This window comes from Alsobacter metallidurans, assembly GCF_014636935.1.
In the GTDB taxonomy this organism is placed as follows: domain Bacteria; phylum Pseudomonadota; class Alphaproteobacteria; order Rhizobiales; family Beijerinckiaceae; genus Alsobacter; species Alsobacter metallidurans.
Map to the genome: position 1 here is coordinate 1,511,384 of NZ_BMES01000002.1, position 20,798 is coordinate 1,532,181.

The 20,798-nt window shown below is 68.6% G+C and carries 15 protein-coding genes; 9 read left to right on the forward strand and 6 right to left on the reverse strand.

Annotated features, from left to right (window positions below; all coding sequences use genetic code 11):
- Positions 1–10: 10 nt before the first annotated feature.
- A complete protein-coding gene (locus tag IEV99_RS17590) occupies positions 11–844 on the reverse strand; it encodes an ABC transporter substrate-binding protein (protein WP_188519028.1) in 834 nt (277 codons plus the stop codon).
- Between the two features lie 307 nt (positions 845–1,151).
- Between IEV99_RS17590 and IEV99_RS17595 the strand changes: the two genes are divergently transcribed.
- The 9 genes from IEV99_RS17595 to IEV99_RS17635 all read left to right on the forward strand — a co-directional run bounded on the left by IEV99_RS17595 (position 1,152) and on the right by IEV99_RS17635 (position 16,298).
- Positions 1,152–2,807, forward strand: a complete 1,656-nt coding sequence (locus IEV99_RS17595) for an OFA family MFS transporter (RefSeq protein WP_188519029.1) — start codon at positions 1,152–1,154, stop codon at positions 2,805–2,807.
- Positions 2,808–2,993: 186 nt separating this feature from the next.
- Positions 2,994–4,709 (forward strand): NAD(P)H-dependent oxidoreductase subunit E, encoded by a 1,716-nt coding sequence (locus IEV99_RS17600; RefSeq protein WP_188519030.1) that lies wholly within the window; start codon positions 2,994–2,996, stop codon positions 4,707–4,709.
- Positions 4,710–4,722: 13 nt separating this feature from the next.
- Complete coding sequence (gene fdhF / locus IEV99_RS17605; protein ID WP_188519031.1) at positions 4,723–7,485, forward strand: formate dehydrogenase subunit alpha; 2,763 nt, start codon at positions 4,723–4,725, stop codon at positions 7,483–7,485.
- Positions 7,486–7,489: 4 nt separating this feature from the next.
- A complete protein-coding gene (gene mobB, locus IEV99_RS17610) occupies positions 7,490–8,020 on the forward strand; it encodes a molybdopterin-guanine dinucleotide biosynthesis protein B (RefSeq protein WP_188519032.1) in 531 nt (176 codons plus the stop codon).
- A 3-nt stretch (positions 8,021–8,023) separates the two neighbouring features.
- Positions 8,024–9,274 (forward strand): molybdopterin molybdotransferase MoeA, encoded by a 1,251-nt coding sequence (locus tag IEV99_RS17615; RefSeq protein WP_188519033.1) that lies wholly within the window; start codon positions 8,024–8,026, stop codon positions 9,272–9,274.
- 4 nt (positions 9,275–9,278) lie between these two features.
- Positions 9,279–10,337: a molybdopterin-binding domain-containing protein gene (locus tag IEV99_RS17620; protein WP_188519034.1), complete on the forward strand. Its 1,059-nt coding sequence runs from the start codon at positions 9,279–9,281 to the stop codon at positions 10,335–10,337.
- Positions 10,334–12,295 (forward strand): molybdopterin biosynthesis protein, encoded by a 1,962-nt coding sequence (locus IEV99_RS17625; RefSeq protein ID WP_188519035.1) that lies wholly within the window; start codon positions 10,334–10,336, stop codon positions 12,293–12,295. Before IEV99_RS17620 ends, IEV99_RS17625 begins: the two co-directional genes overlap by 4 nt.
- A 99-nt stretch (positions 12,296–12,394) precedes the next feature.
- Entirely contained in the window at positions 12,395–14,701 is a 2,307-nt protein-coding gene (locus IEV99_RS17630) for an MHYT domain-containing protein (RefSeq protein WP_188519036.1), read from the forward strand.
- 115 nt (positions 14,702–14,816) lie between these two features.
- On the forward strand, positions 14,817–16,298 hold the full coding sequence (locus tag IEV99_RS17635; RefSeq protein WP_188519037.1) for a protein adenylyltransferase SelO: 1,482 nt from the start codon (positions 14,817–14,819) through the stop codon (positions 16,296–16,298).
- 56 nt (positions 16,299–16,354) lie between these two features.
- Here the strand turns inward: IEV99_RS17635 and IEV99_RS17640 are convergent, their stop codons facing one another.
- The 5 genes from IEV99_RS17640 to IEV99_RS17660 all read right to left on the reverse strand — a co-directional run bounded on the left by IEV99_RS17640 (position 16,355) and on the right by IEV99_RS17660 (position 20,762).
- Positions 16,355–17,260, reverse strand: coding sequence for a hypothetical protein (locus tag IEV99_RS17640; RefSeq protein ID WP_188519038.1), 906 nt, complete (start codon positions 17,258–17,260; stop codon positions 16,355–16,357).
- Between the two features lie 97 nt (positions 17,261–17,357).
- Positions 17,358–17,771, reverse strand: coding sequence for a DUF1236 domain-containing protein (locus IEV99_RS17645; protein ID WP_188519039.1), 414 nt, complete (start codon positions 17,769–17,771; stop codon positions 17,358–17,360).
- Positions 17,772–18,052: 281 nt separating this feature from the next.
- Positions 18,053–19,075 carry an ABC transporter substrate-binding protein gene (locus IEV99_RS17650; protein WP_188519040.1) on the reverse strand — a complete coding sequence of 341 codons (1,023 nt, stop codon included), beginning with the start codon at positions 19,073–19,075 and terminating at the stop codon, positions 18,053–18,055.
- A gap of 59 nt (positions 19,076–19,134) precedes the next feature.
- Entirely contained in the window at positions 19,135–19,920 is a 786-nt protein-coding gene (locus tag IEV99_RS17655; RefSeq protein ID WP_188519724.1) for an ABC transporter permease, read from the reverse strand.
- A 5-nt stretch (positions 19,921–19,925) separates the two neighbouring features.
- Positions 19,926–20,762 (reverse strand): ABC transporter ATP-binding protein, encoded by an 837-nt coding sequence (locus tag IEV99_RS17660; RefSeq protein WP_188519041.1) that lies wholly within the window; start codon positions 20,760–20,762, stop codon positions 19,926–19,928.
- Positions 20,763–20,798: the final 36 nt, after the last annotated feature.

The window sequence follows — 20,798 nt, forward strand, 5'->3', positions numbered from 1 at the left end:
TCGTCTCCTCTCAAGACCGTTCGGTCGAGGCGTTGGGAAAAAAGAGCTGCTGCCCCTCGATCCGATAGCTCGCGATGGCGCCCTGCCCATCGGGCGAAATCAGCCAGTCCACGAAAGCCTGCCCGTCCTGCGCCTTCACGTTCGGGTGCTTCTGCGGGTTCACGAGCATTGCGCCATACTGGTTGAACAGCCGCCGGTCGCCCTCCACCAGGATCGTGAGATCCTGCCGGTTCTTGAACGACAGCCACGTTCCCCGGTCCGCCAGCACATAGCCGCCGATCGCGGCCGCCATGTTGAGCGCCGGGCCCATGCCCTGGCCAATCTCACGGTACCAGCTGTCCTTGGCGGCCGCGATGTCCACGCCCGCCTCCTTCCAGGTCCGCAGCTCCGCCGCGTGCGTGCCCGAGCGGTCGCCGCGCGACACGAAGGCCGCCTTGGCGGCCGCAATCTTGCGGAAGGCGTCCAGCACGTCCGGGTCCTGCGCCGCTTTGGCGGGATCCTGCTTCGGGCCGACCACGATGAAATCGTTGTACATCACGTCGAAGCGCTTCACGCCCTGGCCCTCAGCCATGAACGCGTCCTCGGCCGCCCGGTCATGCACGAACACCACGTCGGCGTCGCCGCGCCGGCCGATGTCCAGCGCCTGGCCGGTGCCCACCGCCACGACCCGGACCTCGATGCCGGTCTTGGCCGTGAACGCCCCAAGCAGGTGGCCGAACAGGCCGGATTGCTCCGTCGACGTCGTGGACGCGACCGTGATGAAGCGCGATTGAGCCACGCCGGGCGACGCCGCCGCCAGCGCGACCCCAAGCGCGATCAGTCCCGACACGATACGCTTCAGCATGGCTGCTCCTTCCAACGACGGCAGCATAGGCAGGCGCATCGCCCGCTCGCAAGCCGACGTGAACTGACGGAAGTCTTGTCTCCGGTTCAAGAAATTTCGCGCGGCGTTGACCGAATTTCCGGCGATCCGCCTCGTTCGCCATGATTTCTCGCGAGCTTAGACCAAAGTATAGATGGTCTAGCGATAGTCTGCACTCGTACCCGCGCTTGCTTGCACCTTGCGAGCCGATACACATGACACAACCGCCCTGGAACAACTCCGGGCGTCGACCGAGCGTTCGAACAACGGACGCCTCAGGAGGAAGCACATGAGTGTGACGACCGCCCCCGGGTCCGCCACGAGCGCGGCCGCTGGCCTGCTCGACCGCGAACGCATCATCGCGAAAGCAGGCTCCAATCGATGGCTGGTTCCGCCGGCCGCCCTCGCCATTCATCTTTGCATCGGCATGGCCTACGGCTTCAGCGTCTTCTGGCTGCCGCTCTCGCAGGCGCTCGGCGTCTCCAAGCCGGTCGCCTGCCCGGACATCGGCTTCTTCGGCACGCTGTTCACGACGACCTGCGACTGGAAGGTCAGCGATCTCGGCTGGATGTACACGCTGTTCTTCGTGCTGCTCGGCTCCGCCGCCGCCATCTGGGGCGGCTGGCTGGAGCGCGCCGGCCCCCGCAAGGCGGGCGTAGTCTCGGCGCTGTGCTGGTGCGGCGGCCTGCTGATCTCGGCGCTGGGCGTCTACACGCACCAGCTCTGGCTGCTGTGGCTCGGCTCCGGCGTGATCGGCGGCATCGGCCTCGGCCTCGGCTACATCTCACCCGTCTCGACGCTCATCAAGTGGTTCCCCGACCGGCGCGGCATGGCGACCGGCATGGCCATCATGGGCTTTGGCGGCGGCGCGATGATCGGCTCTCCGCTGGCCGACATGCTGATGAACTACTTCAAGACCCCGACCTCGGTCGGCGTCTGGCAGACCTTCGTCAGCATGGCGGCGCTCTACTTCGTGTTCATGATGGCGGGCGCGTTCGGCTACCGCGTGCCGCCCGCCGGCTGGCGCCCGGAAGGCTGGACGGCTCCCACCGAGTCCACCAACGCGATGATCACCCACCGCGACGTCCACCTGCGCGACGCGCACCGGACGTGGCAGTTCTGGGCAATCTGGCTCGTGCTCACCCTCAACGTCAGCGCCGGCATCGGCGTGCTCGGCATGGCCTCGCCCATGCTGCAGGAGATCTTCGCCGGCTCGCTCATCGGCCAGCCGGCCGTCGGCTTCACCGATTTGAACCCCGACCAGAAGAAATCCATCGCCACCATCGCGGCGGCCTTCGTCGGCCTGCTGTCGCTGTTCAACATCGGCGGCCGCTTCTTCTGGGCGTCGATGTCGGACCATATCGGCCGCAAGATGACCTACGCGACCTTCTTTGGCCTCGGCATCCTGCTCTACGCCCTGGCGCCCTGGGCCGCGCATGCCGGCAGCATGATCCTGTTCATCGGGTTCTTCTGCATCATCCTGTCTATGTATGGCGGCGGCTTCGCGACGGTGCCGGCCTATCTGGCCGACATCTTCGGCACGCAGTTCGTCGGCGCGATCCACGGCCGCCTGCTGACCGCCTGGTCGACGGCGGGCATCATCGGCCCGGTGGTGGTGAACTATATCCGCGAGGCGCAGATCGCCGCCGGCGTGCCGCGCGCCCAGGTCTATGATCGGACGATGTACATCCTCGCCGGCATGCTGGTGCTCGGGTTCCTGATTAACCTCACGATCCGGCCGTTGAACGAGAAGTGGTTCATGAAGGACGAGGAAGTCGCCGCCCTGCAGGCCAAGGGCGCGGCGGCGGCGACTCACAGCGGAGCCTTCGGCATCGGCCGCGGCGGGCTCACACCCGTGTCGGCGCTCGCCTGGGCGGTGGTCGGGATCCCGATCATCTGGGGCGTGTGGATCACGCTGTCGAAGTCGCTCGTTCTGTTCCGCTGAGGCCAAGGCGGCGCCTGCAGCACGCTGCCGGCGCCGCCCAAGCCAGCGACCACAAGGCGCAGCAATTTGCTGCGCTGCAGTAATGACAGCGCCGCGGACCTGTGGTCTGATTGCTGGCATGCCAGATACCTCGGATACGGAACGCCAAGTTTCGACCGGGGTGAGAGGAAACGGGCCGAGCCAAGAATGAGCGACAATCGCGATCAGAACGTGCTGCGCTTCGAGCATCCCGGCTTGGGCCGCAAGCGCGCAAAATCCACCCCCAAGGGCCGCCAGGTCGATCCCGTCGCGCTGCAGGAAGTCATCGACCTTCTCGGCGACCTTCCCCGGCGTCGCGACCTCCTGATCGAGCACCTGCATCTGATCCAGGATCGCTACCACCAGATTTCCGCCGCCCACCTGGCGGCTCTCGCGGACGAGATGAAGCTGTCCTTCGCGGAAGTCTTTGAGGTCGCGACCTTCTACGCCCACTTCGACGTCGTGAAGGAGGGCGAGCCCACCATTCCGCCCCTGACCGTGCGGGTGTGCGACAGCCTGACCTGCGAGCTCTACGGTTCCGAGAAGCTGATTGCCGACCTGAAGGCGCAGGCCGGGCCGGATGTCCGGATCGTTCGGGCGCCCTGCGTCGGCCTCTGCGACCAGGCTCCGGTTGCGGAAGTTGGCCACCACTTCATTCACCAGGCCACGGCTCAGAATGTCGCCGCCGCCATCGCGGCCGGCGACACGCATCCGCACGTGCCGGACGACTACATCGACTTTGACGCCTATGTGGCGAACGGCGGCTACGCCCTGCTCGGCAAGCTGCGCGGCGGCGAGATGACGGTCGACGAACTTTTGACGAGGCTGGATGGGGCGGGCCTGCGCGGCCTTGGCGGCGCGGGTTTCCCGACCGCGCGCAAGTGGCGCGCCGTGCGCGGCGAACCCGGCCCGCGCATGATGGCGATCAATGCCGACGAGGGCGAGCCCGGCACCTTCAAGGACCGTCACTACCTCAACACCGATCCGCACCGCTTCCTGGAAGGCACGCTGATTGGCGCGCACGTCGTGGAGGCCGAGGACGTGTACATCTACCTGCGCGACGAGTACCCGGTGGCGCGCGAGATCCTGCTGCGCGAGATCGCCAAGCTTCCGGCCGGCGGCCCCCGCATCCATATGCGGCGCGGCGCGGGCGCGTATATCTGCGGCGAGGAATCATCGTTGCTGGAGAGCCTGGAAGGCAAGCGCGGCCTGCCCCGGCACAAGCCCCCCTACCCGTTCCAGGTCGGACTGTTCGGCCTCGCGACGCTGATCAACAACGTCGAGACGGTCTATTGGGTGCGCGACATCGTCGAGAAGGGCGCGGAGTGGTGGTCCAGCCAGGGCCGCAACGGCCGCGTCGGCCTGCGCACCTTCTCGGTGTCTGGCCGGGTCAAGAACCCCGGCGTGAAGCTGACACCGGCCGGCGTCACCATCCGCGAGCTCATCGACGAGTATTGCGGCGGCATGCAGGAGGGCCACAGCTTCAAGGCCTACCTGCCGGGCGGCGCCTCGGGCGGCATCCTGCCGGCCCACATGGACGACATCCCGCTCGATTTCGGCACGCTCGAGAAATACGGCTGCTTCATCGGCTCGGCCGCCGTGGTGGTGATGTCCGACAAGGACGACATCCGTTCGGCGGCGCTGAACCTCATGCGCTTCTTCGAGGACGAGAGCTGCGGCCAGTGCACGCCCTGCCGCATCGGCACCGAAAAGGCTGTGAAGCTGATGCAGAAGCCGGTTTGGGACCAGGAGCTGCTTGGCGAGTTGTCCCAGACAATGCGCGACGCCTCGATCTGCGGCCTGGGCCAGGCGGCCTCCAACCCGCTGACCTGCGTCATCAAGTATTTCCCCGACGAATTCGCCCCCCGCGTGGCGGCCGAGTGAGGGACTGCACGCCATGAACGTGACATTCGAACTGGACGGCAAGACCGTCGAAGCCGCCCCCGGCGAGACCATCTGGCAGGTCGCGCAGCGCGAGGGCGTTCAGATCCCGCATCTGTGCTACCTGCCCGAGCCCGGCTATCGGCCGGACGGCAACTGCCGCGTCTGCATGGTGGAGATCGAGGGCGAGCGCGTGCTCGCAGCCTCCTGCATGCGCGCTCCCACGGTGGGCATGAAGGTGAAGACCGCATCCGCGCGCGCCGAGAAGGCGCGCGAGATGGTGATGGAGCTGCTGGTCGCCGACCAGCCGGAGCGCGCGACGTCGCACAACCCGGAGTCCAAGTTCTGGAACTGGGCCGACAAGACCGGCGTCACGACGAGCCGCTTCCCGGCCGCCGAGCGCTGGGCCGCGGACGTCAGCCACACCGCAATGCGGGTCAACCTCGACGCCTGCATCCAGTGCGGCCTGTGCGCGCGCGGTTGCCGCGAGGTGCAGGTCAACGACGTGATCGGCATGGCGTACCGCAACGCCGCCGCCAAGATCGTATTCGATTTCGACGACCCCATGGGCGAAAGCACCTGCGTGGCCTGCGGCGAGTGCGTGCAGGCCTGCCCGACGGGCGCGCTGATGCCGGCCGCCTATCTGGACGACAACCAGACCCGCACCGTGTACCCCGACAAGAAGGTGGACTCGCTCTGCCCCTATTGCGGCGTCGGCTGCCAGGTCACCTACAACGTCAAGGACGAGAAGATCGTCTACGCCGAGGGCCGCAACGGCCCCGCCAACCAGAACCGCCTTTGCGTCAAGGGCCGCTTCGGCTTCGACTACATCCACCATCCGGACCGGCTGACCAAGCCGCTCATTCGCCTGCCGAATGCGCCCAAGCACGCCAACGACCAGGTGGACCCGGCCAACCCGTGGACCCACTTCCGCGAGGCGACCTGGGAGGAGGCTCTCGACGCCGCCGGCTTCGGGCTGAAGAACATTCGCGACCAGCACGGCCGCAAGGCGCTGGCCGGCTTTGGCTCCGCCAAGGGCTCCAACGAGGAGGCCTACCTGTTCCAGAAGCTGGTGCGCACCGGCTTCGGCTCCAACAACGTCGACCACTGCACCCGGCTATGCCACGCCTCCTCCGTGGCGGCGCTGATGGAAGGCGTGAATTCAGGCGCGGTGTCGGCGCCCTTCGCGGCCGCCCTGGACGCCGAAGTGATCATCGTGATTGGCGCCAACCCGACCGTGAACCACCCGGTCGCCGCCACCTACATCAAGAACGCCGTGAAGAACGGCGCGAAGCTGATCGTCGCCGATCCGCGCCGCCAGACGCTGTCGCGGCACGCCACCTACCACCTCCAGTTCAAGCCCGGCAGCGACGTGGCGATGCTCAACGCCATGTTGAACACCATCATCGAAGAGGGACTGACCGACGACAACTACATCGCCGGCTACACGGAAGGCTTCGAGGAGCTCAAGGAGCGCATCAAGGAGTTCACGCCCGAGCGCATGGCGCCCGTCTGCGGCGTGGACGCCCAGACCCTGCGCGAGGTGGCGCGGCTCTACGCCCGGTCCAGGGCCTCGCTGATCTTCTGGGGCATGGGCATCAGCCAGCACGTGCACGGCACCGACAATGCCCGCTGCCTGATCGCGATGGCGCTCACCACCGGCCAGATCGGGCGCCCCGGCGCCGGCCTGCATCCGTTGCGCGGCCAGAACAACGTCCAGGGCGCGTCCGACGCGGGCCTGATCCCGATGGTGTTCCCGGACTACCAGTCCGTCGAGAAGCCCGACATACACAAGATGTTCTCGGAGTTCTGGCAGAGCGAGCTCGACGACAAGCGCGGGCTCACGGTGGTGGAGATCATGAACGCCATCCATGCCGGGGACATTCGCGGCATGTACATCGAGGGTGAGAACCCCGCGATGTCAGACCCCGACCTGCAGCATGCCCGCGAGGCGCTGGCCAAGCTCGACCACCTCGTCGTGCAGGACCTGTTCCTCACCGAGACGGCCTTCCACGCCGACGTGGTGTTGCCGGCTTCCGCCTTCGCCGAAAAGGTCGGCAGCTTCACCAACACGGACCGCCGCGTGCAGATCGCCCGGCAGGTCATCAAGCCGCCGGGCGAGGCCAAGCAGGACTGGTGGATCATCCAGGAGCTGGCGCGCCGCATGGGCCTGCCGTGGGAGTACACGCACCCCAGCGAGGTCTTCACCGAGATGGCGATGGTGATGCCCTCTTTCGCCAACATCACGTGGGAGCGGCTGGAGCGCGAAGGCGCGGTCACCTATCCGGTGGATGCGCCGGACAAGCCCGGCAACGAGATCATCTTCGCGCAGGGTTTCCCGACCGCGAGCGGCCGCGGCAAGATCGTGCCGGCCCGGGTCACGCCGCCGGACGAAGTGCCGGACGAGGAGTACCCGATGGTGCTCTCCACCGGCCGCGTGCTGGAGCATTGGCACACGGGCTCCATGACGCGCCGCGCCGGCGTGCTGGACGATCTCGAGCCGGAGGCCGTGGCCTTCATGTCGCCGCGCGACATGGGCCGCATGGGCGTGCGCGCCGGCGACTTCATCCGCATGGAGACCCGCCGCGGCGCCGTCTCGGTGAAGGTGCGGGCGGATCGGGACGTGCCGCAGAACATGGTGTTCATGCCGTTCTGCTACGCGGAGGCGGCCGCCAACCTGCTCACCAACCCGGCGCTGGACCCCTTCGGCAAGATCCCGGAGTTCAAGTTCTGCGCCGTGCGGGTTTCGGCGGAGGCGGCCGCAACCGCCGCGGAGTAGCGCCGTGCGCGTGATCGGCCTGGCGGGTTGGAGCGGCTCGGGGAAGACCACCCTTCTGACCGCCCTCATCCCGCTGCTGACCGCGCGCGGTCTTCTGGTGTCCACGGTCAAGCACGCCCACCACGCGTTTGACGTGGACACGCCCGGCAAGGATTCCTGGGTCCATCGGCAGGCCGGCGCCTCCGAGGTGCTGGTCTCGTCCGCGACCCGCTGGGCGCTGATGCATGAGCACCGCGGCGCGCCCGAGCCGCGGCTGGCCGAGCTTCTGGGCAAGCTCTCGCCCTGCGACCTCGTGATCGTGGAAGGGTTCAAGCGCGAGCCAATCCCCAAGCTCGAGATCTGGCGCGCGGCGGTCGGCAAGCCGCCGCTGCACGCCGACGATCCAGGCATCATTCTCGTCGCCTCCGACGACCCATGCCCGGCAGCCCGCGTCCCGGTGCTGCCCTTGCGAGAACCGGTTCGCGTGGCGGAAGCGTTGCTTGAAGCCGCGCAGCCGATCAGCCATGTGTTGGCGCGTCTCGAAGCGGGGGATTAGGCCATGGCGCAACTCACGGACGACGCCTTCGCGTTCGGCGGCGAGTTGATGCCCGTCGATCAGGCGATCGCGCTGATCGGCGAGCGGCTGCCCGTTCTGGCCGGCGTCGAGGATGCGCCGCTCTGGAGCGCCGACGGCCGCGTGCTGGCCCACGACGTGGTCGCGCGCGTCGCCTTGCCGCCCTTCGACAACTCCGCCGTGGACGGCTACGCGACCCGCACGGCGGACCTGAGCCCCGGGAGCGCCACGCGCCTCCCCGTCCGGGGGCGCGTCGCAGCCGGCCATGGCGCCGCGGCGCTCGACCCCGGCTCCGCCGCCCGCGTGTTCACGGGCGCGCCCGTTCCGGTGGGAACCGACGTCGTGTTCATGCAGGAAGACGTCACGGCGGACGGCGACCATGTCCTGCTCCCGCCCGGCCTGAAGCCCGGCGCCAACCTGCGGCGCGCCGGCGAGGATATCGAGCGTGGCGCGGTCGCGCTGCTGGCCGGCCGGCGCCTTCGGCCGCAGGACGTCGCACTCGCGGCGGCGCTGGGCTGCGCCTCGCTCCAAGTGCGCCGTCGGCTGCGTGTCGGCCTGTTCTCCACCGGCGACGAGCTGCGCGAGCCCGGCGAGACGCTGGGGCCCGCGCAGATCTACGACTCGAATCGCGCCCTCCTGGCGGCGCTGCTCGCCCGCATGGGCGTCGAGGTCAGCGATCTCGGCCGCCTGCGCGACGACCGGGACGCCGTCCAGGCGGCGCTGTCGGAAGCCGCCGGCGCACACGACCTGCTGGTCACCTCCGGCGGCGTCTCGATGGGCGAGGAGGACCACGTCCGCGCCGCCGTGGAGGCGACCGGCGCGATGGTGTTCTGGCGGCTCGCCATCAAGCCGGGCCGGCCGGTGGCGCTCGGCGTCGTGGATGGGACGCCTCTGGTGGGCCTGCCCGGCAACCCGGTCGCGGTGTTCGTCACCGGCGCGCACGTGCTGCGTCCCCTTGTCGCCCGCCTCCGCGGCGAGGCGCTGGAGCCCCTGCCGGCTTTCCCGGTGCGGTGCGGCTTCAGCTATCGCAAGAAGGCCGGACGCCGCGAATATGTGCGCGTCAGCCTGCGGCAGGACGGGGACGGCGGCTGCACGGCAGCCAAGCACCCTCGCGACGGCGCCGGCGTCCTGAGTTCGCTCACCGAAACCGCCGGCCTGATCGAACTCGAGGAAGACCGGCTCACCGTGGAGCCGGGCGAGAGCGCCCGCTTCATCCCCTACGGCCTGCTGTGGTGACGCGATGACCCAAGGCGCGACGCCCCCCGCGCGCCCTTCCACGGTGATGCGCCTGACGCCCGTCGCGACGGTTCTGGACCGGATCGTGGAGGCGCTGGGGCCCGCTCCGGCGCGCCAACTTCCGATCGATCACGCCGCCGGCTCCGTGCTCGCGGCCGATGTCGTGGCGCCCCGCACCTTGCCGTTGTTTCCCACTGCGCTGCGCAACGGCTGGGCCGTGCTGGCCTCCGACACGGTCGGGGCCTCGCCCTACGGCCCGGCCGCGCTAACGACGGCGCCTGTTCGCGTCGCGGCCGGCGACCCCCTGCCGCCCGGAACCGATGCCGTGCTGCCCCTTGGCGCGGTTGACGCCGGCGGCCCGATCCCGACAGCATCCGATGCGGCTGCGTCCTCCGAAAACGTCCGTGCGACCGGCGCAGAGGTCCGGGCCGGCCAGACGCTGGCCCGGCGCGGCCAGCGCCTGTCCGCCCATCAGGCCGTCGCCTGCGTGCAGGCGGGCGTCGAAACCGTCTCGGCCCGGCGCGCCAGGGTCGCGTTCGCGCCCGAGTGCGACCCCGCATCCCGCGCGGTGATTGCCGGGCTGCTCGGCCGGGCCATCGCAAACGGCGCCGACACCGAAGCGTCAGTGGTGATCGCGCCCTGGAGCCCGCCCCCCACCACGGTCGACGGCCTGATCTGCGAAGCTCTCGGCCTAGCGCCCGGCGAGGCGACCTGGATCGCCATCGAGAAGGGCCGCGCCGTGTTGCGGCTTCCGCCCGGCCTGGGCGCGGCGGCGGCCGTTGCGCTCGCTGTGATCGCGCCGCTGCTGGACAGCCTGGACGGCGTCGAAGGCCCTGTCCCCAGCCGCAGCCTGCCTCTGTCGCGCAAGATCGCGTCCCGCATCGGCTGGAGCGAAATCGCATTGCTGGGCGTTGAGGGGGAGCGTTGGACGCCCCTCACCGTCGGGGACGTCACGATCACAACGCTGGCCCGCGCAGCCGCCTGGGCGTTGATCCCGCCCGACAGCGAGGGCGCGCCCGTGGGCGCGACGCTGCCGGCGCGACCCTTCGGAGATGTGCCGTGAGCGCTCCCACCAAGCCCCTCGCCCCGGCGTCCGCCGATCAGGCGCAGTTCCTGTCCGTGCTGTCGCGCGGCGAAGCCTTGGCGCGCTGGACGGCCGCGCTGGATCCGAGGCCGCTTGGCCGCGAAACGGCGCCGCTCGAAGCCTGCCTCGGGCGCGTGCTGGCCCGCTCGGTGGCGGCCCCCATCGACGTCCCGCCCTTTGATCGCTCGCAGATGGACGGCTTCGCGGTCCGCTCCGCCGATCTCGCGACCGCGACCGATGACGCGCCCGTCCGCCTCGTGCTGAACGCCGAGACCATCGCGTGCGGCGTATCGCCCGCCCTCGCGGTGGCGGCCGGAACCGCCACCCCGATCGCGACCGGCGGACCCATGCCGCGCGGGGCGGACGCCGTGATGATGATCGAGCACACCGATCCGGACGGCGACGCCGCCATTTGGGTGCGCCGTTCCGCTCCGCCTGGCGGCGCCATGGCGTATGCGGGCTCCGACATGGCGCGCGGCGAGGTCGTGCTTCGCGGCGGCGCGGTGCTGGGCGCCCGCGAAATCGGCATGCTGGCGGCTTGCGGCGTCGCCGCCGTGGAGGTCTGGCGGCGTCCCCGCGTCGCGGTGCTGTCCACCGGCGACGAGCTGGTGCAATCCGGCTCGCCGCTCGGCCCGGCGCAGATCTACGATTCCAACGGCCCCATCGTGGCCGCGGCCCTGGCCGAAAACGGCTGCGAGCCGGTGCGCTTCGGGGCCGTGCCTGACAACGCGGACGCGCTGGAGGCTGCGCTGCGCGACGCCCATGCGCGATGCGACGCCGTGATCCTGTCCGGCGGCACCAGCAAGGGCGCGGGCGACCTCACCTACCGGCTTATCGACCGGCTGGGCTCCCCCGGCATCGTAGCCCACGGCGTGGCGCTGAAGCCCGGCAAGCCGCTCTGCCTGGCGGTGTGCAACGGCAAGCCCGTGGTGGTGCTGCCTGGCTTTCCGACCTCGGCGATGTTCACGTTCCACGACATCGTCGCCCCGGTGCTGCGCCGCCTCGCCGGCCAACCAGGGCGCGCCGAGGCGAGCGTGGAGGCGCGCGTGCCGGTGCGCGTCGCGTCCGAGTTGGGCCGAACGGAATTCGTCATGGCCTCGCTCACAAGGGCGGAGGACGGTCTCGTGGCGTTCCCGGTCAGCAAGAGCTCCGGCGCGGTTTCAAGCTTTTCGCAGGCGGACGGATTCCTGACCATCGACGCCCTGCATGACGGCCTCGACGCGGGATCCACCAGAACGGTGACCTTGCTGGACCCCGGGCATCGCCCACCCGACCTCGTGATCGTCGGCAGCCACTGCGTGGGCCTGGAGCCCATTCTGGACGAGCTCGCTTTGGCGGGCGTCTTGTCCCGCAGCATCCCGGTCGGCAGCCTCGCGGGCCTTGCAGCGCTAGGGCGCGGCGAATGCGACATCGCGCCGATCCACCTGATGGATCCCAAGTCTGGCGAGTACAACCGCGCCTTCGTGCCCGAAGGCGCCGTCCTGATCCGTGGCTGGGACCGGCCCCAGGGCCTCGTATTCCGGGCGCAGGACGAGCGCTTCGCCGGCCTGTCGCTCCAACAGGCGCTCGAGCGAGCGGCGGATGATCCGTTGTTTCTGATGGTCAACCGCAACCCGGGCTCGGGCACCCGCATCCTCATCGACAGGCTGTTGGGCGGGCGCAAGCCCGACGGCTACTGGAACCAGCCGCGGTCCCACAACGCTGTCGGCGCCGCCGTGGCCCAGCGGCGCGCCGATTGGGGGGTCACCATCAAGCCTGTCGCCGACGCCTATGGCCTCGGGTTCCTGCCCATCCTGGACGAGCGATACGACTTCGTGGTCAGGCGCTCGCGTGTCGAATCACCGCCCGTGCGCGCCTTCCTCAGCGCGTTGCAAGCGCCCGAAACCGTGGCGGCATTGCAGCGCATCGGCTTCAAACCGGTGTCGGACCCGGCCTGAACGCCATCCGAGGTCGCGGACCCCGAATTCACACTAGACACCGAGCTTAGCGGACACGAAGGTTCGCTTTGATCAGGGCTTGAAGAGCCATACTCCACCATGTCTCACGCCGGCGCCCACGACACCCTGCTGGTCGCCTTGTCCATCGTGATCGCGGTGACGGCCGCCTATACGGCGCTTGATCTCGCCGCCCGGATGCGCGCGACGAGCGGTTGGCCAGCGCATGGCTGGCTCGCCGCCTCGGCGATCGCAATGGGCGGCGGCGTCTGGTCGATGCATTTCGTCGCCATGCTGGCCTTCCAGTTGCCCGGCGTCGAAGTCCGCTATGATCTCGGACTGACGCTGCTATCGCTGGCGCTGCCGATCCTCGCCACCGCCTTTGGCTTTTTCGCCGTGGACCGGTATCGCCAGAGCAGGCCGGCGCTCCTGGCGAGCGGTTTCGTCATGGGGCTTGGCATCGCGGGCATGCATTACGCCGGCATGGCCGCGATGCAGATGTCGGCCGAACTCACCTACGCGCGGCTGACGATCGCCCTTTCGGTGCTGATCGCCATCGGGGCCGCCACGCTGGCCTTGTGGCTCGCATTCCGCAATTCCACCGTCGCCGAACGGGCCTTGGCCGCCCTCATCATGGGCGCGGCCATCTCGGGCATGCACTACGTCGCCATGGCGGGCTCGACCTTCTCGGCAGTGCAGAGCATCCGCTCGCTGAACGACGCCGCGGATTTGTCCCAGACCAAGCTGGCGCTGTGGATCACCAGCACGACGTTTCTGATCCTTGTCCTGGCGCTCGTCGCCGCCATGTTCGACCGCCATTTCGCGCACCTGACATCGCGCGAGGCTACAGCCCTGCGCGAGAGCGAGGAGCGGTTTCGCCTGCTTGTCGAGAGCGTCACCGACTACGCGATCTTCATGCTCGACCGGGACGGGCGCGTCGCCAACTGGAACGCCGGCGCCGAGCGCATCAAGGGCTACACCGCGCAGGAGATCGTGGGCAGCCACCTGTCCCGGTTCTACACCGCCGAGGCGCAGGCCGTCGGCGCGCCCGAGGCGGCCCTGAAAACCGCCGCCACCACGGGCAAGTTCGAGGACGAGACCTGGCGCGTCCGCAAGGACGGGTCGCTGTTCTGGGCCAGCATCGTGATCGACCCCATTCGGGACGCGCATGGCGAGCTCGTCGGCTACGCCAAGATCACGCGCGACGTCACCGAGCGCAAACAGGCCCAGGAAGCGCTCGACCGAACCCGCGAGGCGCTGGCGCAAAGCCAGAAGATGGAAGCTGTCGGCCAACTCACCGGCGGCGTGGCGCACGACTTCAACAACCTGCTGATGGCGATTCTCGGTAGCCTGGATCTCCTGCGCAAGCGCGTGCCGACCGACGATCCCCGCATTACCCGCCTGATCGACAACGCCATCCAGGGCGCCGAGCGCGGCGCATCGCTGACGCAGCGCATGCTGGCCTTCGCGCGACGCCAGGACCTGAAGCCGCGCGCGGTGGACCTGCCCGATCTGGTTCGTGGCATGACGGAGCTGCTGAACAGGTCAATTGGGCCGCAGATCGCCATCGAGACGCGGTTCCCGCTCGGGCTGCCGCGCGTGCAGGTTGACGCCAACCAGCTCGAGCTCGCGTTGCTGAACCTCGTCGTCAATGCGCGCGACGCCATGCCAGGAGGCGGCCAGATTACTATCGGAGCCCGCGAGGAGCATGCGCCGGACGGCGGCGCAACGGCGGCGCGCTACGCCAGCCTTTGGGTGCAGGACACCGGCGAAGGCATGGATGAGGCGACCCTGGCGCGGGCGCAGGAGCCGTTCTTCACCACCAAGGGCGTCGGCAAGGGCACGGGCCTCGGTCTCTCGATGGTGCACGGCCTCGCCGAGCAGTCGAACGGGCGGCTCATCCTGAAGAGTCGCAAGGGCGAAGGGACGATCGCCGAGATTCGCTTGCCGATCGCCGCGGACGCAGAGCCGGAGGCCGCGCCCGCGACGGTGGTCCCCTACCCGCGCACGGCCCCTCGGGCCTACACGGTGCTGGTCGTGGACGATGATCCGCTCGTGCTCGAGAACACCGCCGCCATGCTGGAGGACCTCGGCCATCGCGTCATCGAGGCGCGGTCAGGCCGCGAGGCGCTCGAAATGGCGAGCCGCGCCCGGTCGCTGGACGTGGTCGTCACGGATCACGTCATGCCGGGCATGACGGGCATCGAGCTTGTCGAGCGCCTCAACGCCGAGCGGCCCGGGTTGCCAATTATCCTCGCAACCGGCTACGCGGAGCTCTCCGCCGCCGCCCAAAGCCTGCCGCGCCTGAACAAGCCGTTCGACCAGAACGCGTTGGCCCGGGCCGTCGACCAGGCGGTTCAGGGCCCCGGACCAGAAGGCGTGGTCGCCTTTCGGCCCAAGCTCGCCTGACCGCTTCCATCAAACCGAAACGCACCCCAGAACCACGGGGGACTCGCCCCAACGGGCGCCAAGGCCCATCTACCGATCCATGGGCGCTTTACGGCGCCGCCGGAGTGCTCGGCCCGTGACGATCTCGCTGCCTTTCGACAACAGCTACGCCCGCCTTGATGGGCCGTTCTTCACGCGAACCAAGCCGACGCCCGTCGTGGCTCCGCGGCTCGTGCGTCTGAACCTCGCTCTCGCCGAGGAACTCGGCCTCGACGCCGACGCCCTGGCGTCTCCCGAAGGCTTGGCGGCGCTCGCCGGGGCCGCCATCCCGGACGGAGCCGAGCCGATCGCGGCCGCCTATGCGGGGCACCAGTTCGGGCACTTCTCGCCCCAACTGGGCGACGGACGCGCGATCCTGCTCGGCGAGGTGATCGACCGCGCCGGCCGCCGCCGCGACATCCAGCTGAAAGGCTCCGGCCCCACCCCATTCTCCCGCGGCGGCGATGGCCGGGCGGCCCTGGGACCGGTGCTGCGTGAATACCTCGTCAGCGAGGCCATGGCGGCGCTGGGCGTCCCAACCACGCGGGCGCTCGCGGCTGTGACCACGGGCGAGCATGTGATGCGCGAGGACATCCATCCCGGCGCGGTGCTGACGCGCGTCGCCGCGAGCCATATCCGGGTCGGCACGTTTCAGTTCTTCGCCGCGCGCCGCGATCTCGCGTCCCTGCGCAAGCTCGCCGACTATGCGATTGCACGGCACGATCCCGCGGCCGCGGGTGCGCCGAACCCCTATCTCGCTTTCTTCGAAGGCGTGGTGCGCCGCCAGGCCGACCTCGTCGCCCAGTGGCTGCTGCTCGGCTTCATCCATGGCGTCATGAACACCGACAACATGTCGGTCTCCGGTGAAACGATCGACTACGGCCCCTGCGCGTTCATGGACGCCTACGACCCCGCGACCGTGTTCAGCTCCATCGACCGGCAGGGCCGCTATGCCTATGGGGCGCAGGCTGGCATTGCCCAGTGGAACCTCGCCCGGCTCGTCGAGGCCCTGCTGCCGCTGTTCGGCGAGGACGAGAACAAGGCCGTCGCCGACGCGCAGGGGGCGCTGGACGCCTATGTCGACCGCTTCAACGCCTCATACCTGGCCGGCCTGCGGCGCAAGTTGGGGCTCACGACCGAGGGGCCGGACGACCTCGCTCTCGCGTCCGCGCTGCTGTCGCTGATGACGGCCGACCGGGTGGATTTCACGGTGCTGTTTCGCCGGCTGTGCGATCTCGCGGCCGATCCCGAGGCGAGCGGCCCGGTGCGCGACATGTTCATGGACCTCGCCGGCGTCGACGCCTGGCTGGCTCGCTGGCGTGATCGCCTCACGTCGGAGCCCGCCGTCGCCCCGGCCGAGCGCGCAAGCGCGATGCGGCGCGCGAACCCCGCCTTCATCCCGCGCAACCACCTCGTGGAGCGCATGATCGAAGCCGCCGTGGAACGCCAGGATTTCGCGCCCTTCGAGGAGCTCCTGCGAATTCTGGCCCGTCCCTACGACGACCAGCCCGAGTTTGCCGCTTACGCGGAGGCGCCTCCGCCGAGCCCACAGAACTACGTGACTTACTGCGGCACATGAAAAAAGGCGCGACCCGTGGGCCGCGCCTTTCTTGAAGTTCGTTCGCGAAAAGGCGCTTACTGCGCGGCGCCGCTCTGCGGCTTGACGTTCTGCGAGCCGCCCGAGCCCTGCATGCCCATGGAACCGCCGGCTTTGCCGCTCATCGAGCCGGACGAGCGCGAGGTCGAGCCGCCGTTGATCGAGCCGGAGCCCTGCACCTCGGCCTTGCCCCGCACGGAGCCGGTTTCGACGTTGCGCGTCTGCGAGCGAGTGGTCGCAGCCTCGCCGCGCTCGCGAGTCTCGGCCGAGAAGCGGGTTGTGGAGCGGCTGCGCTCGCCCGCCCGGATCGACACGCTGGTGGACGGCTCGGAGTGGCCATAGCGGGTCACCGTGCGGCTGCGCGTCACGGAAGACGGCTCATCCTGCCAGGTGCGCACGATGTGGCGCTTCTTGCGGATGGTCACGGACGGCTCTTCGACGTAGTGGCGCTTGTGCTTGCGCACGACCACGTACTTGCGGCGCGGCTCGTCATAGCGATGCACGATGCGCTTGCGGCGAACGACCGTCGTGGTCGGCTCGTCGTCGTAGCTCGTCACCGAGCGGCGATGAACCGAGACGCTTGGGCTGCCTTCGGTGGTGCGCGTCCGGGTGCGGATCGACACGCCGCCCTCTTCGCGGCTGCGAGATCCCACGGTGGTCCGGCCCTCGACGCGCGTCGCGGACGATCCCTCGACCCTGGCCGAGCCGGAGGCTTCGCCGCTCACGCCGGTCCGCTGGGACGAGCGCTGGGTGGTCGCGCCCGTGCTCTGCTTCTCGGCCGAGCCGCTCTTCTGGCGCTGCATGGTGGAGGAATCAGAGCCCGAGCCCGAGCTCATCGACGCGCCGCCGGAGGCGTTGGCGCCGCCGCTGGTGGAAAGGCTGGTCTGGGCCAGCGCCGTCGTGCTGACGAGCGCGAGGGCGAGCCCAAGGCTTGCGAGTTTCATGACATGTTCCCTTCTGGTCGCCGGGGCGCCTTCAAGGCGGCATCCCGGCTCTTGATTGGATCAGGCGGGCGTCAGGCCCGCCCCTCGTTGTTCACGGTCAGTCGATGACCTGCACCACGCGGCGGGTGCTCGGGTCGACCAGCACGGTCCGGTCGTTCACCACCGAGTAGCGGTACTTGGTCTTCACGCCGACGGTCTCGGGCACCTCGTAGAACTGCACCGAAGACGGCAGGGTCTCGCCGACCACGACCTTTTCCTGCACGCGTACGGACGGCCGGTGCTCGCGAACCACATATTCCTTGAACTTGGTCTCTTCCGGACCCGTCAGGCCCCCGATGACCGCGCCCGTCGCGCCGCCCACGACGGCTCCAACAGGGCCGCCCACGACAGCACCCCCGACGGCTCCGGCCGTCGCGCCCGCGGCGGCTCCGCCGGACGACTGCGCCTGCGCGGCCATCGGCATGGCGAACGCGGTGGCCAACGCGGCGGCGGCAAGAAGCGATTTCTTCATGACGATTCTCCGTTGCTCCGCCCCCGCGCAAACAACGAGATGACCGTCGACCGGTTCCAGAAATCGTCACCGATCGATTGATAATCTGGTTTATGAATACGTGTTCATGACAATCCTGAATAAGCGTTCATGTCCAATCGTGAATCAGATACTTGCGGTCTGCTTTATTGAAAATATCAAGTGAGCATATGAACTTGTCGGCATGACCGAGACGCCGACCAAACACGAACGGCCGGGATAGGGGTCCCGGCCGCGTGATCGCGTCGTCGATGGCCGCAGAGCTATTTCACACTGGCGGCCGCCTTCTTGGCGAAGCGGTCGTCGAAGGTCGTAGCCAGGTCGACCTTGGCGTCCTTGAGCTCGGCGTCGAACTGCTTCAGCATGTCGAGCGTGCTCTTCATGCCGCTCTCGGTCACGATGCCGGTCTGTGAGTAGGTCGGCTTGGAGTTCTTCACCGCGAGTTCGTAGAGCTCCTTGTCGCCCAGCAGGTATTCCTCCGGCACCGCAGCGGCGATTTCGGCCGGCGAGGATTTGTTGATCCACACCAGCGCCTTGTAGAGGCTGTTGGTGAGCGCCTGCACGGTGTTGGGGTTCTTGTCGATGAAGTCCTTCTTGACGTAGAGCACCGCCGCCGGGTTCGAGCCGCCGAACAGCGCCTTGGTGCCCTCTTCAGTCCGCGTGTCGACCACGATCTTGATGTCGCCCGAGCGCTCCAGCATGGAGAGCACCGGCTCCAGGTGCGAGATCGCGTCGAGCTGCCCGTTGCGGATGGACGCAACCGCCGACTGGGCGCTGCCGACGCCGATGAACGACGCGTCCTGCGGAGTGAGGCCTTCCTTGGCGAGCAGGAAGTTGACCAGCATGTTGGTGGAGGAGCCCGGCGCGGTGACGCCGATCTTCATGCCCTTGAGGTCCTTCGGCGACTTGTAGGCGTCAGCCTTGGCCTTTGCGATCCCTACCGCGATGCCCGGGAAGCGCCCGAGCTCCAGCACGGCGCGGATGTCCTGCCCCTTCGCCTGCATGCGGATCGTGTGCTCGTAAGCGCCTGTCACGACGTCCAGCGAACCGCCGACAAGACCCTGCAGCGACTTTGCGCCGCCGGCGAAATCGGAGATCTCGACATCGAGTCCCTGCTCCTTGAAGAAGCCCTTCCGCTCCGCGATGGTCAGCGGCAGGTAGTAGAGCAACGCCTTGCCGCCCACGCCGAGCTTGATGTCCTTTTTCTCGGGGGCCTGCGCGGAGGCGGCGCTGCCGGCCAGCAGCAGCGCTGCAGCGGCCGCGGCGATCAGCTTGAACGGACTCATGTTTTCACTCCCTGATCCGGTTCTTGTGAACCTTCATCTCGTTATGGTTGAACGTGAACTCAGGCATGGCTCGCAGGTTGCGGACGCCACACCAGCAGGCGGTTCTCGATCAGCGTGACCAGCCAGTCGATGAACAACACGAAGGCGGCCAGGATCACCATGCCGGCAAACACGCCGGTCACGTCGAACACGCCCTCGGCTTCGTGAATGAGATAGCCCAGGCCCGCCGCCGAGCCGAGATACTCGCCCACGACCGCGCCCACGAGCGCGAAGCCTACCGACGTGTGCAGCGACGAAAACATCCAGCTCAGCGCCGACGGCCAGTACACGTGCCGGAACAGCTGGCGCTCGTTCATGCCCATCAGCCGCGCATTGGCGAGCACCACGGAGCTCACCTCCTTCACGCCCTGGTAGACGTTGAAAAACACGATGAAGAACACCAGCGTGACGCCAAGCGCCACCTTGCTCCAGATGCCGAGCCCCAGCCACAACATGAAGATGGGCGCGAGCACCACGCGCGGCAGCGCGTTCGCCATCTTCACGTAGGGATCGAACACCGCCGCCACGATGGGCTTGCGGGCGAACCAGAACCCGAACAGCACGCCGCCGACCGAGCCGATCAGGAACGCCAGCACGGTCTCGGTGAGCGTGATCGAGAGGTGCTTCCAGATCTGCCCGCCCGCGAACAGTTTCCAGATCCGCGCGATCACGTCGCCCGGGGTCGAGAAGAAGAATTTCGGCAGCAGGTAGGTCCCGCCGATCGGCACCGTTGATCCGACATGCCAGATCAGCAGCGCGACCGCGGCGACGAGCGCCTGCAAGGCGAAGAGCTTGGTGCGCGAAATGCCGATCACGTCGCCGCTCCGTAAGCCTTGGTGACCTCGTCGCGCAACTCGCTCCAGATCGCCCGGTGCAGCGTGTGGAAGCGCGGATCGAGCCGCACCTCGGCCACGTCCCGTGGGCGCGGCAGGTCGATGGCGTGGTCACCGATGATGCGCGCCTTGGGGCCGCATGACATGATCACGACCCGATCGGCCAGCGCGATCGCCTCCTCGAGGTCGTGCGTCACGAACAGCACGGCCTTGCGGTCCGTCGCCCAGAGGTCCAGCAGAAGCGTGCCCATGATCTGCCGGGTCTGCGCGTCGAGCGGCCCGAAGGGTTCGTCCATGAGCAGGATCTTGGGATCGCGGATCAGCACCTGCGCGAGCCCGACGCGCTTGCGCTGGCCGCCCGAGAGCTGGTGCGGGTAGCGGTCCGCGAAGGCGGATAGGCCGACCCGCGCAAGCCAGGCCTTGGCCTGCTTGCGGGCCTCGGCGCTGGCCATCCCGCCGACCTCGAGCGCGATCGCCACGTTTTCCAGCGCCGTCTTCCAAGGCATCAGAGCGTCCTGCTGGAAGAGGTATCCCGCCTTGCCGTTCAGCCCCGACAACGGCTCGCCGAAGATCGACACCGCCCCGCTGGCGGGCTTGAGCAAGCCGGCGGCGGCGTTCAGCAGGGTCGACTTGCCGCAACCTGTCGGCCCCACGATGGCGACGAACTCGCTTTCGGCGACCCGCAGGGTGGTGGGCGCGACGGCCTCATAGACCGGCTGTGCGCCGCCCCCATACGCGATCGACACCGCGTCCAGCGCCACCGCCGGCGGCTTGGCTCCTGGCGCATCGCGTTCGATCACGCGCAACACCACCATCCCGACGCTCTCCCGCAGTCCGGCCGCGGACTGCGA